The following is a 17,589-nucleotide window of genomic DNA, read 5'->3' as shown; positions in this document are numbered from 1 at the left end:
CCATGGAATTTAGCTAAACAAATGTCGGTTAACCATTACGAAAACTTCCCCGTTGCTTCCCTATTGCTTCCTGCCCGCTTAAGACCAGCGGTCAAGGTCATCTATGCTTTCGCCCGCAGTGCCGACGACATTGCCGATGAGGGAGATGCCAGCCCAGAGCAAAGGTTGGCGCAACTGGCAGAATATGAACGCGAACTCGATAACATAGAGAAAAATAGTAGCAGTGAATCACAACTATTCAAGGCGCTGGCTAAGGTGATACGTGAATATAAGCTGCCTTTGCAAAGCTTTCGCGATTTGCTGTCGGCATTCAAGCAGGATGTCGTCACTACCAGATATACAGACTTTACCGGGCTACTGGATTATTGTGCCCGCTCTGCCAATCCGGTCGGCACACTGATGTTGCACCTGTATGAACAGGCCAGCACTGAAAATTTGCGCGATTCAGATGCGATCTGCAGTGCACTGCAACTGATCAATTTTTGGCAGGATGTCGCCATAGACTGGCAAAAGCAAAGAATCTATATCCCGCTGGATGACCTGAGCCGGTTTGGCATAGGAGAGCAGCAAATTGCCAGTGGCATGCAAAATGAGGACTGGCGCAATATGATGCGTTTTCAGGTGGCACGCACCAGAAATATGATGGAATCTGGCAGCGGTCTGGCAAAGCGCCTGCCCGGCAGGCTGGGATGGGAATTGCGCCTGGTGGTACAAGGCGGGCTGCGCATACTGGAAAAAATCGAAGCAGCAAATTACAACGTATTTCAGCACAGGCCCACATTAACCAAGACCGACTGGATCAGACTGGCATGGCGGGCTACACACATGTGAAGACAAACCAGCGCAAATCCGCACCGTTCAATCGCTGACCCACAGCAAACGTTTGCCAGCATCCCGCTGTGTCAACAAATTGTAGCAACATGTAAATCATTATTGTTTTTGTCTGATAGCAATAGGAGATACACGGGATTGAACTTAAAATCAGACTGTCAATCACACCAAGCAGTAATCCCTTGCGTTTCTTTTACGAGCAAGCGGGTCTGCACCGGATTCTGGAGTCTGAATGCGAACTTGTATATGTCGATGTGTTTTCCTACTATCACTATTGTCACTTAACGGCTGTACCGTCATTGCAATTGCCGATGCTGCGGTCTCAACCACCGTTAAAGTCGGCAGTGCCGTCGTTGGCACTGCCGTCGACGTCACACGTGCAGGCGTCAGGGCCGTCACCAGCGACAGCGAAGAAGATAGTGATGCCAATAAGGACAGCGACAGCAGTGACGCCGACAGTAACTCCAATAGCAAGCACCATAGATAAGCACCCGTATTTTGTACGATAGCCAACTCAATATCATGCCCACAGCATTGCAAATTGCCAAGCACAGGGAAATCCAGTCCGCTGCCAAGACGGTACTGGCACGCCTGGCTGGCATGATCACGGCTGAAGATACCGAACAAAGCATCGCCGACAAGGCTTATGCCATGCTGTGCGAATCGGGCTATTCCGAAACCTGGTACCACCAATGCCCAGCCCTGGTCCTGCTTGGGTCGCGTAGTTGTGTCTCCATTTCTGGCAGTGATTACCAACCCGGCAAAGAAACCGTGGGATCAGCCAATCTGATTACGGTGGATTTGAGCCCGGTCCATGATGCGTATTGGGGAGATTGCGCTCGCTCCTTCCCCGTTGAAAACGGCAGGGTAACGCACACGCCACAATTGCTGGAGTTCCGCAATGGGCTTTGCTTCCAGCAGCATCTGCATGCGCAAATGCTGGAAACCGTGACACCGAAAACCACCTTTGGCGAATTATTTGACTGGGCCAATTTACGCATACGTCAAAATGGCTTTGTGAATCTGGATTACCGCAACAATGTCGGACACAGCATAGTCACAGACCGCGACCAGCGCCAATACATCCATTCTGATAACAACCAGGAGTTGGGAGACGTCGCTTTTTTCAGCTTTGAACCCTTCATACGCCTCAAAGGCGGCAAATGGGGCTTCAAGCATGAAGGGATTTTTTATTTCAATGAGCAGGGCAAGCTGGAAGAAATATAAAGGCAAAGGCAGCCCCCCCCGCCACCCATTTAATCCGCCTGCCCTTGCGGGTAAACACAAAAAAGCTGGACAGACGTTAATCTGTCCAGCTTTTTGTTTATATCAACCGCGTGCTATCAGGTCTTGGCGCAATCTACCACTGCATTTCTTGAGGCAGCTGGATTGGATGCATCGACAAAACCAGTACCACCAGTAACCTTGCAAGTCTGACCGGTAGCCTGGGTATCAACCGTGATATTGAATGGCTTGCCACTCAACCAGCTCCAGTTGAACTGATAATTACCTGGCGCACTGACAGAGAATTTATCAGCAAAACCATCTACAGTATTCACCATGGTCAACACGGTGCCGGCTGTCAGACCATTGACGGTAAATTGAACTGGCACGGCAGGTACGCAAGATACCAGGGCCGTCAGCGAAGCTGCAGGATTGGCATTGTTGACCGTGCCAGTGCCATTGGCGACTGTACAGTATTGCGATGCGGGCGGGATGCCTACAGTCACAGCAAACGGCTGCCCGCTGACACCATAAGATGCAAACTGGAAGCTGCCATTGGCCGTTACCGTAGTCGTTGCCAATGCATTATTGAGCAATACCATGGAGCTATTGTCAGCCATGCCAGAAACCGTGCCACCCACTGGCACATTCGGCACACAGGTGACTGCGATGTTCTTGACTGCTGAATCACTGGACATCTTGCCTGTGCCATTGACAACCGTGCAGTTCACAGAATTTGGCTGGGTCAGCACACTGATGGAGTAAGCACCATTGCTGGCAACATTGAATGAGAAAGTACCATCTGCCGTCAACGTCTGGGTGTAATTGGCTTCATTGCGCAAAACCAGGACATCACCAGTACCCAGACCAGTGACAGTACCGCCAACTGTCGTATATACAAAGCCACCACATCCAGCGAGGACTATGCCTGCGCCAACGATCAATGCTGCAAATTTCGATTTATTCAAGATATTCGTCCGAATGAGTAATTATTTTCAATGCCGCGCCGGTTTTCCATGGCGCTCTATCGCTCTACAACGCGCCGCCTATTATACGTTTAGTCCCGGATAAGAAGGCAGTTCTTCGTTTTCATTACAATATGTTACGATAAAACAGGCCTATCCCGGCGTCAAAATACACTTCTTATACAAAGCCCAGGGGGTTGCCTATCCCGCGCAAAACCAGCGTCAGCCAGACCAGCACCTTACTTTGTTAATAAGAATTTCATATTTCTACTGTAAACTGCGCAGAAATCATCATTCTCGGGCACACAATGTAGCGCAAGAGATTTGTGAGCTTTGCCACAGTTTGTTAACATAGCTACTTTTTTGGCTTTATTTTTAGCCTTAATTTTGGCTTTCGCCGCCACTTCTTACTCATTCAGCATGTCTCCAGACGAATATTGCCAGCAAAAAGCTGCACAAAGTGGCTCCAGTTTTTATTACAGCTTCCTGTTTTTGCCTCAGGCCAGAAGGCGGGCAATCACTGCCCTGTACGCGTTTTGCCGCGAAGTTGACGACGTTGTGGATGAAAGCACAGACGATATGGTGGCCCGCAGCAAGCTGGGCTGGTGGCGCAAGGAGGTGCAGGCCATGCTGGCAAATCAGCCTACGCATCCGGTGACCAAGGCTTTGCTGCCGCACATGGCAGACTATCAGCTGAATGGCGCACACCTGCTGGCGATTATCGATGGCATGGAAATGGATTTGAACCAGACCCGCTACCTCGACTTCAATGCCCTGCAAAAATATTGCTGGCATGTCGCTGGCGTGGTCGGCATTTTGTCGGCAAGTATTTTCGGCATCACCAATCCGCAAACCCGTGAGTTCGCGGAGAAACTGGGACTGGCCTTCCAGATGACCAATATCATCCGCGACGTGGGTGAAGATGCACGCAAAGGCAGGATTTACCTGCCCGTCAATGAATTACAGCAATTCAATGTCACAGCAGCCGATATTCTGAATGCCCGTCATAGCACGCAATTTGAAACCCTGATGCAATTCCAGTATGAGCGCGCGCAAAAACTGTACGAAGAAGCCTTTGCTCTGCTGCCACCGGAAGATCGCAAGGCGCAAAGAACCGGCCTGATCATGGCGGCGATCTACCGTGCCCTGCTAGTAGAGATACAACGCGATGGCTTCCATGTACTGAATCAGCGTATCTCGTTAACGCCAATACGCAAACTCTGGCTGGCCTGGAAAACCTACGTCCGTGGCTAAAAAAGATGCGCTGAAAAACAAGTCAGTCGCCATCATCGGTGCTGGCTGGGCTGGTTGCGCGGCAGCCTGTGAACTGGTGCAACAAGGAGCAACGGTGACCTTGCTGGAGTCCAGCCGCCATCTGGGTGGACGCGCACGTGGCGTCACTGTGCATGGGCAGGAACTGGATAATGGCCAGCATATTTTGCTGGGCGCCTATACCCAGAGCCTGCGCCTGATGCGACTGGTTGGTGTCGATACCGAAACAGCACTCTTGAATTTGCCATTGCAAATGGTGTATCCGGCGCTGGAAGACGGCATGTCATTCATTGCCCCGCGCTTGCCAGCCCCACTACACTTATTACTCGCACTAATTAAATCCAGCGGTCTGAGCTTTGCCGACAAAATGGCGCTGGCAAGGTTTTCGTCCACCGCACGCTGGATGGACTGGCGTCTGAATGAAGATTGCAGCGTCCTGGAATTACTTGAACGTTTTGATCAGACACCGCGGCTATGTCGTTTGATGTGGGTACCACTTTGCATCGCAGCCCTGAATACCCCGCCAGAGCGCGCCTCAGCCCAGGTATTTTTAAATGTGCTGCGCGATAGCCTTGGGGCGAAACGTGCCGCTTCTGACATGCTGATACCACGGCTGGATCTGAGCAGCGTCTTCCCTGAAAAAGCGGCTGCATACGTACGCAAGCACAGCGGGCAAGTTTTGCCAGCACATACCGCAACAGGCCTTCTGCAAAACGAAGATGGCAAATGGCAAATCGAGCTGAAGCAAGCTGAAGCACAACTGCCGCTTTATGACGCAGTCATACTTGCCTGCGATTTTGCCAATGCAGACAGGCTAATGTCCAGCTTGCCAGCCAAAGACCAGGCTATCCCCTTGGCTACAATGAGTTACGAGCCTATCACTACCTGTTATCTGCAATATGGGTCAAACGTCAGGTTGCCACGTCCCATGCTGGCCCTGCTTGACGACACCGGGCAAAAAAAATGGGGGCAATATGTATTTGACAGAGGTCAGTTACAGCCCGACCAGGCTGGCTTGCTGGCTGTGGTCGTGAGTGTTTCGCAAGCTGCCACGGAAATTGACAGGCATGAACTGGCGATGGATATCGCCGCACAACTGGCGCAGAGTCTGGGCATGCCAGTACTGGCGCAGCCCATCTGGCATCAATGCATCTCGGAAAAGCGCGCCACCTTCAGTTGCGCACCTGGTTTGAACAGGCCAGACAATCACACTGCTTACACTGGCCTGTATCTGGCAGGCGACTATACCAAAGGCGACTACCCTGCGACGCTGGAAGGAGCCGTACGCAGTGGCATAGCAGCCAGCCACGCTATCGCCAAAGACTTGAAGACGGCAAAAAACTAATCCGGGATTTCGCTATCGACATCACGGATTCTGGACAGGGCCTCTTCTATCCTGTCCACACCTATGATGGTCAGGCCTTCGATTTTTTGTTTGGGCGCATTTGATTTTGGGATCATCGCAATCGAAAAGCCCAGCTTGGCCGCTTCGCGCAAGCGTTCTTGCCCGCGTGGCGCTGGGCGTATCTCACCCGCCAGCCCGACCTCACCAAACACCACCAGTCCACGCGGCAAGGGTTTATTACGCATCGAAGAGTTAATCGCCAGCAACACGGCCAGATCGGCGGCTGGTTCTGCAATCTTGACGCCACCTACAGCATTGATAAACACATCCTGATCAAAAGCCGCCACACCTGCATGCCTGTGCAACACCGCCAGCAACATGGCCAGACGGTTTTGCTCCAAGCCTACTGACAAACGACGGGCATTAGGGGCATGCGAACTGTCAACCAGTGCCTGTATCTCTACCAGCAAGGGCCGCGTCCCCTCTTGCGTGACCATGACGCAAGAACCAGCCACCTGGGCATCATGCTGCGACAGGAACAAGGCAGAAGGATTGGATACCCCCTTCAAGCCTTTTTCAGTCATGGCAAACACACCGAGTTCATTGACTGCACCAAAACGGTTTTTAATCGCCCGCACGAGGCGGAAACTGGAATGGGTATCACCTTCAAAATACAAGACCGTATCAACGATATGCTCAAGCACACGTGGCCCGGCCAGTGCACCTTCTTTAGTAACATGGCCGACCAGTATCATGGTGATGTCCATGGTTTTGGCAACACGTGTCAACTGGGCGGCACATTCGCGTACCTGGGCAACTGAGCCGGGCGCAGAACTCAGGGCATCTGAATACATGGTCTGGATGGAATCAATGACCACGACTTGCGGCTTATGCTCAGCCAGGGAATTGAGAATTTTTTCCAGTTGTATCTCAGCCTGTAATTGCAAGTCTTTGGCATCCAATGACAGGCGCTTGGCGCGCAGGGCGATTTGTGCTCCCGACTCTTCGCCACTGACATACAAGACTCTTTTTATCTGTGCGAGATTGGCCAGCGCCTGCAACAGCAAAGTGGATTTACCTATGCCAGGGTCACCACCTATCAGCACCACGCCGCCGGCAACCAGCCCGCCACCGAGCACGCGGTCAAATTCATCAATGCCGGTACCAAAGCGTGGTACATCAAGCGCCTCAATTTCAGCCAGGTTCAGTACCGGCGCAGATTGCGCGAGCCCCTGTGGTTTTGCGCTAAAACGGTTACCCACTGATTCGACGATAGTTTCGACGAGAGTATTCCATTGCCCGCAAGCCGGGCACTGCCCAGCCCATTTATTAACAATACCACCACACTCGGTGCAGGTAAAATTTGTCTTTGCTTTTGCCATCTTCAGACCAGAGGAAATTTTAAGAGATATGCAAGAGCACAGAATTAGCGCAAACGACATGCATACCAGCCAGAAAAACACTGATATTTTAACCAGTATTCAGTAATTAGCTTGCCTTATTTCACTAATTCCGCACAATTTTCATGGTATAAAGCTGCCAGTGACATTTTGTAGCAGGTAGATATAGAGCATGAATAAAGCATGAAGAGCGGTTTTTACACCATCATGGCGGCGCAGTTTTTTTCTTCACTGGCCGACAATGCCTTACTGATAGCCGCGATGGCACTGTTGACATCCATGCAATCACCCGATTGGATGCCACCGCTATTGAAGCTGTTTTTTGTGTTGTCTTATGTTTTGCTGGCTCCCTTCGTTGGCGCCTTTGCTGACTCCCTGCCCAAGGGCAAGGTCATGCTCATTACCAATATGATTAAAGTCGGTGGCTGTGCCCTGATGTTTTTTCACGTACATCCCTTGATCGCCTATGCCGTCGTCGGCTTTGGCGCTGCCGCCTACTCTCCCGCCAAATATGGCATCCTCACCGAACTATTGCCACCAGAAAAGCTGGTGGCCGCGAATGGCTGGATAGAAGGCCTGACCGTTTCATCCATCATCTTTGGCACGGTATTGGGTGGTGCGCTGGTGAACTCAAAAGTCTCGGCAGTGTTGCTCAACTTTGATTTTCCTCTCATCGACTTTAATATCACTACCCCATCCGAGGCAGCACTGTGCGTAGTGACTGCCTGCTATGCCATGGCTGCATTATTCAATATGCATATCCCGGATACCGGCGCGCGTTACAAACACCAGCAGCGCAATCCTGCCAAGCTGGTGACTGAATTTGCCGAGTGCGTGACTATTCTGTGGAAAGACAGGCTCGGTCAAATCACACTGGGCGTCACCACTTTGTTATGGGGTACTGCCGCAACCCTGCAATTCATTGTTTTGAAATGGGCAGAAAAATCCCTGCACATGACGCTGGACAGAGCTGCCATCCTGCAAGGTGTGGTGGCCATAGGGGTCGCCCTGGGTGCGGTGGCAGCAGCCCGTTTCGTGCCTTTGAAAAAATCACTGAACGTCATGCCTCTTGGCGTTGCCATGGGCCTGGTGGTGATCACCATGATCTTTGTACATACCATCTGGATCGCTTACCCATTACTGATACTGGTGGGCGCACTGGCCGGTTTCTTTGTGGTTCCCATGAACGCCTTGCTACAGCATCGCGGTCACGTATTGATGAGTGCAGGGCATTCCATTTCTGTGCAAAACTTCAATGAGAATCTGTCTGTACTGACCATGCTGGCGCTTTATACGCTGCTCAACTCCATGAAGATGGACATCATGGTCATTATCGTGCTGTTTGGCCTGTTTGTTTCCAGCACCATCTATGGCGTCATGCGCAAACATGCTGCCAACCAGCGCGAGCATGATTCGCTGGCGCTGATAGGTGAACACAAACACTGATCCAGGAGAATGTGCACAAACCATCGTGTGCACATCGCATGGCAGAACGCGTACTAAACAGTGCGCCTCAGTTTGACGGCATCGGCCTGAACAAACCAGTCACCCGGCACCACCATACCCCGCCGATACTCCTGCATCAGGCCATGGTTTTCCTGCATCAGGGCGAGCATGAGTGGCGTACTGGAAGTGGCAAAGTAAGTTTGCATGCTATTCAGTATGCTTTCTTTCTCCTGCACTGCATTCTTGTCCGACTGTGCCGGTGCCAGCCACTCCAATCTGTCCAATAACAAAGCTTGCTCAAAATCCAGCGACCACACTTCTGCTTGCGTCCATATCGCTCCACGGCAGTGATTGTGTGCCAGCCCGGCGACAAGGTGATTGTTCGCTTGTTCGTCGCGGTAAAACAACCAGCCAAGTATCAGCGCCTGCGCACTTTGCACTGGGCCTGGCAAGACCTGCTGTGCCAGCGGATGCCGGGATAATCCCAATTGTTGCCCCATGATTTTATGCAGCTTGGCGCCCAGGCTGTCCGCCAGATTGGGACCAAGATAATCATATAAATCTGGTACCACTGCCGCATCGGCATGATACAAGTAAAATTTTGTTGCCAGCTCCAGATGCTGCAGGCCAGCCTGGGCCTGCAACAGAAAATCAAACTCCCCTATCGTACTCGCGCCCTTGTTATGCACCTGCAAACCGTGCGCAACCAGCAAGCCGTGGGCAGTCAAATAGAATTCATAGAGCCTCTCAGCATACAGGCCAAGCCGGCGCGAAGGATGGCGCTGCAACAAGTCGAGCAAGGGGCCTGGATCACGATCAAGCTCAGTCAGCCATTGTGGCAATACTTGAGCATCAGAAAATACTGCGCCTGCCAGTTTACCGTCCCAGGAAACATGATGGGTATCCAGCAGACCCGGCGCTGTCAGCATCCATGTCAGTGCCCGTACATGAGGATTGTGGAGATGCTGCCATTGCCGGTGAAATGCAGCCTGTGCGCTCTCCATGTGACTCAATTTGCTGGCAGTGCTTTAATAGCGAGACATAAATCTGCCCAGGCCTTGGCCTTGTCCGCAGGTTTACGCAAGAGATAGGCCGGATGATAAGTTGCCACCACTGGTATGCCATTGAATTGATGCACCTTGCCACGCAATTGACCCACAGGGGTTTCAAGATCCATACCCAACAGGGACACGGCAGCAGTCTTGCCCAGCGCCACAATGATTTGCGGTTTGATCATGGCGATCTGTCTGTGCAGATAAGGCAGGCAGGCGGCAATTTCATCGGCAGTCGGTGGCCTGTCCTTGCCTTGCGCATCTGTAGGACGGCATTTGACGATATTGGCGATATAACTTTGCTCGCCGCGTGGCACCCCCAAAGACTTGAGCATATTGTCTAGCAATTGCCCGGCAGCACCGACAAAAGGCAATCCCTGCAAATTCTCATTGTAACCAGGCCCTTCACCGACAAACAGCCATTTGGCCTGTTTGTCACCGGTGCCAAATACGGCTTTTTTCCTGCCCTGGCATAAACCGCATAAGCGGCAACTTTCTACCATGGGCTGCAATTCATCCCAGGATAAAGTGGCGACCACAGGTTCATTATCTGCAGACAAAACAGGAGGCAGGTCTTGCGGCATCCAGTCATCTGGTTCAGGCATGCTTTCAAAAGCCTGAGCTAAAGACTCGGCTACAGGCTGGTGTTTGTGCTGCACAACTTCTGGTTCTGGCCAGGCAGCATCTACTGCTGGTTTTGCATCCGCGACCACTGGCTCAGCAGCTTTCGCAACGACAGGCGCAGAATGCTGTCTGACTTCAGGCTCAGCCTCCATGGCAGGCTCAGGTGCTGGCGATTCAATATTTCGCAATAACCACAAAGGCCCCAGGCCTAGTTCTTGCAAAGCTCTTTGTCTGTTATAGGCGTCAAAAGTCTGCATCAACACATCCTCCGCATCACTATTGCATCTTCACGCTGATTATCATGTGCAGGATAATAGCCTTTACGCACACCTATTGCAGCAAACCCGGCACCTTCATACACACTGATAGCACGCGCATTACTACGCCTCACTTCCAGCAAAATCGAGGCATAGGCATGCTCTTTGACGTAAGCAAATAATTTATCCATCAGTAATTTTGCATGACCCTGGCCCTGGTATGGCAAATCTACCGCGAAATTCAGCAGGTGTAATTCATCCAGTATGGGCATGACCACAAAATAGGCAAACAAATCCAGCTCTGCATTCCTGAAGCCAAAAGCTTCATAGCCACTGGAAAAGGAATCAGTAAAATTGCCACGTGTCCAGGGATGGGCATACACCCGCTCTTCTATGCTGAGTATGCTGTCAACATCAGCAAACCCCAGCTTGCCATAATGCGGTGCAGTCAATTTCAAATCCATTGCCAACTCCATTACACTGGCACATTGGCTGCCTGGAGTTTGACTTGCTCACGCTCAGCGGTAGTCAGGGCAATTTTATTGCGCAGGTACAGCGGCTGCGCCTGGTCTGCAGGCAGGCTAAGACCAGCGGCGAAATCCAGTTGCCCCAGTATGCCGACTTGTTTTGCGTGCGGCATACATAGCACCACTTGATATTTCGCCTGCTCAGGCTCAGGCAAAGTCAGGCCATTGCCCAGTACCAGTTGCGGAGTTTCTAATATAATGCCCGCCAATGCAGCATCCAGCCCTGTCAGCGCGGGTGCACTTATTTCTGTCCAGCCAGCCACATCATCAAAGCGGTACTGCGCCCAGTACACTTCATTCATGCGCGCATCGAGTATGCAGACAAACTCATTTGATGTTGCCTGCTCGCGCGCGGCTTCAGCCATGGCCAGCAGGCTCATCACGGGCACCACTGGCAGATCTGCGCCATAGGCCAGACCCTGCACGATGCCGCAAGCTGTGCGTATGCCGGTAAAAGCGCCGGGACCACAGCCAAAGGCAATGGCATTGCAATCCTGCAAGCGAACACCTGCCTCAACAAGCAAAGCCTGTATGGCAGGCAAAATGCCCTGGGAATGTGTCTGGACACCGCTGAGTTCGCGGACAAATATGCCACCATCAGTCAATATGGCTGCGGTGGCGAGTTCTGTGGAGGTTTCAATTGCTAAAATTCTGGTCATACGCGTATTTTACCGTGTTCCACCTGTTTCAAGACTGGCTGTTTGCCAAAGCTTATACCTTGGTCATGCCTTAATTACGCCTCAGTTCATCACTTGGTTTAAAATTACGTGATGAATACCATCATGAATACCGAAGATATTTCCGCAATAAAGGCTGACCTGGCAAATAAAGACTGGTTAATCGCCTGCCTGTGCGCCGCCTGGTGTGATACCTGCAATTTTTACAGGTCGTCTTTTGACGAACTGATGAGCAAGCATCCCGACAAATGCTTTGCCTGGATAGATATCGAAGATCAGGCCCATCTGGTGGATGAAATAGATATAGACAACTTCCCCACCATCCTTATACAGTACCGCGACCAGGTGATCTTCCTTGGCACTGTGCTGCCGGATGCAGCCCAGTTGCAGCGCCTGATTCTCTCCATGACAGAAGAAACGCCAGACCCGCAAGTCAAACGCAGTGCCCTGAACCAGGCAGCACCCGATGGCTGGAACATACGGGAACTGATACTCGCAAGCTAAGCGTCTTGCCCCTGAAACCATCAATGATCTGCAGCAACGCTGCAGATACCACCCCGTTGAACTCTATCGCCAGAAAGACAAAAGGGACTAGATTTTCATCTAGTCCCTTGAATCTGGTGCGGCTGGCAGGAATCGAACCCACGACCCCTTGGTTCGTAGCCAAGTACTCTATCCAGCTGAGCTACAGCCGCGAAAAACAAGATTATAGCCGGACTGATGCAAAATGGAAAGCCCCCAAAGCCAGATTATTTTTTCTTAGCTAAAAGATATTCCCGTCCAATACAAGCCAGAAACCTCAGTCTGCGCATCAAAATTGGGCGTAAAAAAGACAAAAGGGACTAGATTTTCATCTAGTCCCTTGAATCTGGTGCGGCTGGCAGGAATCGAACCCACGACCCCTTGGTTCGTAGCCAAGTACTCTATCCAGCTGAGCTACAGCCGCGAAAGACCGAGAGTATAGCACAGGCATTTCGGTTTGATAAGTGCCTGTGCCAAGTTTTTAGATTTCCACCTGTGAACCCACTTCAATCACCCTGTTACTTGGTATCTGATAAAAATCAGCAGCATCACGGGCAATACGGGACATGGCCACAAATACACTCTCACGCCATGCAGCCATGCCACTGCCAGGGCTGGAGATGATAGTCTGACGTGAAATGAAGTAAGAGGTTTCCAAAGGCTCGAAAGTCAGGCCATAGGGCGCGCACAGCGCCAGGGCACCCGGGATATCCGGCTCATTCTTGAAGCCATAATAGACGTCAATCTGATAACAGGCATTCCCCAGGTCACTGACCTTGATCCTTTCCGAGAAAGGCACCCAGGGAATTTCACGATTATGCAGGGTCAGGAAAACCACACGTTCATGCAAGATCTTGTTATGCGAAAGATTGTGCAATAACGCATGCGGCACACCATCGGCCTCGCCACGCAGGAAGATTGCAGTACCTGCGACACGCACTGGAGGAGAAACAAACAGGGATTCAAGGAAGTCTTCCAATGGAATCGCATGTTTTTTCAGGTTATCGAACACCAGTTCACGGCCACGCTTCCATGTCATCATCAGGGTGAACATTACTATACCCAAGACAACAGGGAACCAGCCACCATGGAAGAACTTCAAGGCATTTGCAGAGAACAGTGCTACGTCAATGAACAGGAAAAAGCCTGTCGCTGCGAAACAAAGGAAGGGGTTATATTTCCAACCATAACGAATCACGAAGAAAGTCAGGAGCGACGTAACCAGCATCGTACCAGTGACAGCAATACCGTAGGCCGACGCCAAACTGGAAGACGAACCAAAACCAATCACCGCAGCAACCACCACTGCCAGCTGCAACCAGTTAACCGCAGGAATATATATCTGGCCGATTTCTTTTGATGATGTATGAACAATCTCCATGCGCGGCATAATACCCAGGGAAATTGCCTGCTTGGTCATAGAGAAGGTGCCAGAAATTGTTGCCTGCGACGCGATCACTGTCGCTATCGTCGATAAAATCACCAGCGGATATACACTCCATGCACCCAGTTGCTGGTAAAAAGGATTGCTGACGGCTTCAGGAGTACCAAGCAACAACGCCCCCTGCCCAAGGTAATTCAAACCCAGGGATGGAAATACAATCATGAACCAGGCTGCACGTATGGGCTTGCTGCCAAAATGACCCATATCTGCGTACAAGGCTTCTGCACCGGTAAATGCCAGCACGACTGCACCCAAAGCCAGGAAAGCCAGCCATTTATATTCCGTCAGAAAATGAAATGCATGTGCAGGATTTAAGGCCCACAGTATCCCGGGCATCTTGGCAATATTATATAAACCCATACCGGCAAGCACGATGAACCAGATCACCATAATGGGGCCGAACCATTTGCCTATGCCCGCAGTGCCCTTGTATTGCACAGAATACAACAACAACAAGACAACCAAAGTGATGGGTACCACATAGGGTGTGAAAGCGGGGGTTGCAACTTCCAATCCCTCTATTGCAGAAAGCACTGATATGGCAGGAGTAATGACGCCGTCCCCATAAAACAGTGCGGCACCAAACAGTCCTAAAACAAGCAACGTAAAATGCCATTTTGACGATTTACCCACTGACTCCAGAGCCAAAGCAGTCAAGGCCATAATACCGCCTTCACCACGGTTATCTGCCCTGAGTATGAGAGTTACATATTTAATGGCGACAATGATCAGCAGACCCCAAACGATAAGCGAAACCACGCCGAAAATATTCGCCTCATTCAGGGGTAGACCATGTTCTTTTGAAAATACCTCTTTCATCGTGTAAAGAGGACTAGTACCTATATCGCCATAGACGATGCCGACAGCAGCCAGGGTCAAGCCTGCAAGGCTGCTTTTTGTGTGTTGATTAGCCAATTGTGTACCTTGTTATTATTGGTGCATTGCACAATAGGTGAATTCGTTCAGATTTTCAAGTAAGTGCAACAAAAAAAGGATGCTTGACAAGGATCAAATTCAAGCGTCGATTTTTTCTAAAAACCTGACTTTGTGCATACTGTTTTCTACAATTATTGTTATTTCACAAATCCTGATAAAACTTAAATAAAACTCATACGACGAGAGGTAAATCGAGATAAAAACTGGTTCCAGCCCCAAGACTGCTTTTAACGCTGAGTTGTCCGTGCAAAATCGAAGTGGTAATGTTGTAGCAAATGTTGAGGCCAAGGCCACTGCCTCCCTGCCCCAGTTTGGTGGTAAAGAACGGGTCAAAAATCCGTTTCTGGTTTTCTTCGGGTATACCTTCGCCATCATCGCTAAAGACGATCAGGACGCGCTCGCCATCTACCATACTCACATTGATTTCCATATGGCCCGCCTGTCTTTTATCGAAGGCATGCAAGATGGAGTTTTCCACCAGGTTGCTGATCACCTGGCCCAAAGAACCTGGGTAGCTGTCCATGTGGATGTTATACGGCACATTGACTTGTATGCTGTGACCGGTCTGGGTAATGCGTATATTCAGGGTGGCGATAATGTCATGCAAGACCTGGCGCAGATCAAAGCTGCGCCTGTGTTCAGAAGTGCGGTCGACCGCCACCTGTTTGAAGCTGCTGACCAGGGTCGCAGCACTGCTCAAGCCACGCATCAATATCTCTGACGAGGTTTTGACTTCTTCACAAAAATTATTCAAGTCTGAGCGTCGCAAGCTTTGTCCTGCCAGCTTGCTGCTCAGGTAGCGGCTACCATCCTGCAAGGTGCTGGCGACCAGCAGGCAATTGCCTATGGGCGTATTGAGTTCATGCGCAACACCCGCTACCAGCGAACCCAGGGCCGCCAGTTTTTCCTGCGCGAGCAAATGCTCCTGGGTTTTTTGCAGACGCATATAGGCATCCGCATTGCCAAGGGCAATAGCACCATACGCGCATAGCGAGCGAAAGATCATTTTCTCCCTGTCGCCATACACATGCTGGCGTGAAGATTGTATAGTCATCGCACCCAGTATCCTGTCGCCGATGATCAGCGGCGCAAACAGCATGCTGTGCACCATTTCCGTACCTGGTATCAGACCTGGCAATTCATCTTCGGCAGCCAGCTCTATGGCAACTTCACGGCGCTCTTTGACGCAGCGCACTGAGTTGGACACCGGGCTGGACATGTAAACGGTATCTGGCTCTATCGGCATACCATTTTCGACACCAAAAGCTGAGGTCATGCTTTGCTGATCATCATCCATCATGTAGATGACAAAGGCGGTCACATGCAGCAAGTCGTGCACGTGGCGATTCAAGGCTTCAAAGACTGCCGCCGCATCCAGGCTGGCAGTAATTTCCTGCCCTATGGTTCCCAATTTTTCCAGCACGATGCTGGTTTGTTGCAAGACTTTGGCACGTTGCGCTTCTGCTGCTGCCAGCTGGCGCAGATGTTCACTCTCAGCCTTCATGCGCTCAGTCTGCTGGCTCAGTTGCATGGCATTGAGCCGGTTTGCAGAAGCAAGTTTGTTACTTTTTTCGCGGGCAATGAGTGCCAGTTGTCCAAACTCATAGGCCTGGCGAAAATTGTCGGCAGCCGCATAGGCATGGGCAATTTCTTCATACAAATCTGGGGGTATGGTAAAACCGCTGATATTGTCAGCGAGGTCAAGTGCCATGCGCAGATAATGCAAGGAGGCGCTGGCAGCTTGCATTTGTGCAGGTTCAGGCAAACTGTGGCGCGTGTATAAAGCTGCGAGCACACGCAGGACTTCAATATGCCGGTAGCCATCAGTACTCTGGCGCGCCAGCGTCAATGCTTCAAGCGCGACAGCCAATGCCGCCTTGGCCTGTCCTTGCATGGATAAGGCATTGGCATAACCACGGCGTGAGCCTATGCGAAAATCCAGATGATTCTTTTTATCCGCCCAGGAAATCAATTCATGAAAACTGGTCAGCGCAGTTGCATAGTCACCCATGTCCAGTGACAAATCACCGAGATAACGCAAGGCCAGTAAATGGGCGCGTGCCCCTACCACCTTGGCAAGTATGGGCAAGGCATTTTCAAGCATCTGCTTAGCAGCATCCAGGCGCCCAAGTCTGCGCAGGGTCTCTGACATCTGTACCAGGCAACTGGCTATGCTGTTGGGCCATCCGGCCGCTCTTGCCAGATCAAGTCCATCCTGTATCCAGTGCAAGGCCGACTGATGATCACTCATGCTGTTAAAGGCATCACCTATATTGCTGGCAGCAGTGATCATGCGGCGCTTTTGCCCATAATTTCTGGCGAATTCAAATACCTGTATGCCACGCCCTGCGGATGCACCAAAGTCACTGGTGAGGGAGTAGGTATACATTAAAAATTCATTGATATAACTGCGCAAGAACAGATCGTCACTCTGGCTTTCAGGATTGCGGCTTTCTCCCCAGCGCTCAAGCGCCAGAGGCAAGTTGCGCAACACCAGTTGATTTGCCAGCAGGGATTCAGCGGCGATTTCGCGCATCTTGTCTTTAGCCACAAGGGCAAACTGAACAGCCAGGCCAATTTCTGATTCAACTACTGGTACCTCACCTTTTTGCAAACCAACACTAGCAAGCAAAAAATGCGCATCTGCAGTACAGCACGCAGCCAGGTCTGAGCCATTACCAGTTGACAGCTCCAGAGATTGCACAGACAACTGCGCCGCCTGATCAAACTCGCCAAACAACCACGCAGCTTCAGCACGGATCAGCAGCAAGCGGGCGCGTATGAGCCGTGCAGCGCCGTCGGCATCGCTATCATCTGAAGGAAACAATTCGCCAGTGAGATTTTCTGTGGCCTGTGCCAGCTTAAGAGCCCTGAGAGTGTCACGCTGACGCAAATGCCAGGCAAGTTTTAACTGCAGAGCCAATAATTCCATCCCCCGCAAACCAGGCAATTCGCGTTCCCACTGTTCTACTTCGTCATTGGTAACGAATATGTCCATGGGTTGAAATTAAGGAGGTTGGATGATTTTGATGGCTTGGGTATTGAAGAAATAGTATCAGATCAGGCA

15 protein-coding genes and 2 tRNA genes are annotated in these 17,589 nt (G+C 51.0%); 7 read left to right on the top strand and 10 right to left on the bottom strand.

All coding sequences use genetic code 11. From position 1 onward, the window contains the following. Positions 1 to 21: 21 nt before the first annotated feature. From hpnC to UNDYM_RS09730, 3 genes are all read left to right on the top strand, one after another. Positions 22 to 831, top strand: coding sequence for a squalene synthase HpnC (gene hpnC, locus UNDYM_RS09740; RefSeq protein ID WP_162040870.1), 810 nt, complete (start codon positions 22 to 24; stop codon positions 829 to 831). Between the two features lie 274 nt (positions 832 to 1,105). Next, positions 1,106 to 1,318, top strand: a complete 213-nt coding sequence (locus UNDYM_RS09735) for a hypothetical protein (RefSeq protein WP_197740992.1) — start codon at positions 1,106 to 1,108, stop codon at positions 1,316 to 1,318. Positions 1,319 to 1,353: 35 nt separating this feature from the next. Continuing rightward, complete coding sequence (locus UNDYM_RS09730; protein WP_197740991.1) at positions 1,354 to 2,058, top strand: M24 family metallopeptidase; 705 nt, start codon at positions 1,354 to 1,356, stop codon at positions 2,056 to 2,058. A gap of 116 nt (positions 2,059 to 2,174) precedes the next feature. Here UNDYM_RS09730 and UNDYM_RS09725 read toward each other — a convergent pair whose 3' ends face one another. Further along, positions 2,175 to 3,023, bottom strand: coding sequence for a hypothetical protein (locus UNDYM_RS09725; protein WP_162040868.1), 849 nt, complete (start codon positions 3,021 to 3,023; stop codon positions 2,175 to 2,177). A gap of 417 nt (positions 3,024 to 3,440) precedes the next feature. Here UNDYM_RS09725 and hpnD point away from each other — a divergent pair, with 417 nt between their 5' ends. After that, complete coding sequence (gene hpnD / locus UNDYM_RS09720) at positions 3,441 to 4,274, top strand: presqualene diphosphate synthase HpnD (protein WP_162040867.1); 834 nt, start codon at positions 3,441 to 3,443, stop codon at positions 4,272 to 4,274. After that, complete coding sequence (gene hpnE, locus UNDYM_RS09715; RefSeq protein WP_162040866.1) at positions 4,267 to 5,637, top strand: hydroxysqualene dehydroxylase HpnE; 1,371 nt, start codon at positions 4,267 to 4,269, stop codon at positions 5,635 to 5,637. The genes hpnD and hpnE overlap by 8 nt, the downstream gene beginning before the upstream one ends. Here the strand turns inward: hpnE and radA are convergent. Further along, positions 5,634 to 7,019: a DNA repair protein RadA gene (gene radA, locus UNDYM_RS09710; protein ID WP_162040865.1), complete on the bottom strand. Its 1,386-nt coding sequence runs from the start codon at positions 7,017 to 7,019 to the stop codon at positions 5,634 to 5,636. The two genes, hpnE and radA, sit on opposite strands and share 4 nt — an antisense overlap. A 201-nt stretch (positions 7,020 to 7,220) precedes the next feature. On the opposite strand from radA, the gene lplT reads away from it, so the two are divergent. After that, positions 7,221 to 8,483: a lysophospholipid transporter LplT gene (gene lplT / locus UNDYM_RS09705; RefSeq protein WP_162040864.1), complete on the top strand. Its 1,263-nt coding sequence runs from the start codon at positions 7,221 to 7,223 to the stop codon at positions 8,481 to 8,483. A 53-nt stretch (positions 8,484 to 8,536) separates the two neighbouring features. Here lplT and UNDYM_RS09700 read toward each other — a convergent pair whose 3' ends face one another. The 4 genes from UNDYM_RS09700 to tsaB are packed head-to-tail and all read right to left on the bottom strand — an operon-like array spanning position 8,537 to position 11,602. Continuing rightward, on the bottom strand, positions 8,537 to 9,487 hold the full coding sequence (locus UNDYM_RS09700; RefSeq protein WP_232063904.1) for a DUF1853 family protein: 951 nt from the start codon (positions 9,485 to 9,487) through the stop codon (positions 8,537 to 8,539). Between the two features lie 5 nt (positions 9,488 to 9,492). Continuing rightward, positions 9,493 to 10,416 (bottom strand): uracil-DNA glycosylase family protein, encoded by a 924-nt coding sequence (locus UNDYM_RS09695; protein WP_162040862.1) that lies wholly within the window; start codon positions 10,414 to 10,416, stop codon positions 9,493 to 9,495. Then, positions 10,416 to 10,880, bottom strand: a complete 465-nt coding sequence (gene rimI / locus UNDYM_RS09690) for a ribosomal protein S18-alanine N-acetyltransferase (protein WP_162040861.1) — start codon at positions 10,878 to 10,880, stop codon at positions 10,416 to 10,418. Before rimI ends, UNDYM_RS09695 begins: the two co-directional genes overlap by 1 nt. 11 nt (positions 10,881 to 10,891) lie before the next feature. Beyond that, positions 10,892 to 11,602, bottom strand: a complete 711-nt coding sequence (tsaB, locus tag UNDYM_RS09685) for a tRNA (adenosine(37)-N6)-threonylcarbamoyltransferase complex dimerization subunit type 1 TsaB (protein ID WP_162040860.1) — start codon at positions 11,600 to 11,602, stop codon at positions 10,892 to 10,894. Positions 11,603 to 11,725: 123 nt separating this feature from the next. Between tsaB and UNDYM_RS09680 the strand changes: the two genes are divergently transcribed. Next, the gene (locus UNDYM_RS09680; RefSeq protein WP_232063901.1) at positions 11,726 to 12,124 is read left to right on the top strand and encodes a thioredoxin family protein; all 399 of its coding nucleotides are present in this window, start codon (positions 11,726 to 11,728) and stop codon (positions 12,122 to 12,124) included. Between the two features lie 114 nt (positions 12,125 to 12,238). Here the strand turns inward: UNDYM_RS09680 and UNDYM_RS09675 are convergent. From UNDYM_RS09675 to UNDYM_RS09660, 4 genes are all read right to left on the bottom strand, one after another. Next, positions 12,239 to 12,315, bottom strand: a tRNA-Arg gene (locus UNDYM_RS09675). A 174-nt stretch (positions 12,316 to 12,489) separates the two neighbouring features. Beyond that, positions 12,490 to 12,566 (bottom strand) — tRNA-Arg (locus UNDYM_RS09670). Between the two features lie 57 nt (positions 12,567 to 12,623). Beyond that, on the bottom strand, positions 12,624 to 14,501 hold the full coding sequence (locus UNDYM_RS09665; RefSeq protein ID WP_162040858.1) for a potassium transporter Kup: 1,878 nt from the start codon (positions 14,499 to 14,501) through the stop codon (positions 12,624 to 12,626). Positions 14,502 to 14,694: 193 nt separating this feature from the next. Next, positions 14,695 to 17,520, bottom strand: a complete 2,826-nt coding sequence (locus UNDYM_RS09660; RefSeq protein ID WP_162040857.1) for an ATP-binding protein — start codon at positions 17,518 to 17,520, stop codon at positions 14,695 to 14,697. Between the last annotated feature and the right edge of the window lie 69 nt (positions 17,521 to 17,589).

The sequence above is a fragment of the Undibacterium sp. YM2 genome (assembly GCF_009937975.1).
Lineage (GTDB): Bacteria > Pseudomonadota > Gammaproteobacteria > Burkholderiales > Burkholderiaceae_D > Undibacterium.
Note: the sequence above shows the minus strand (reverse complement) of the source record. Positions and strands in the feature narration are given on the sequence as shown.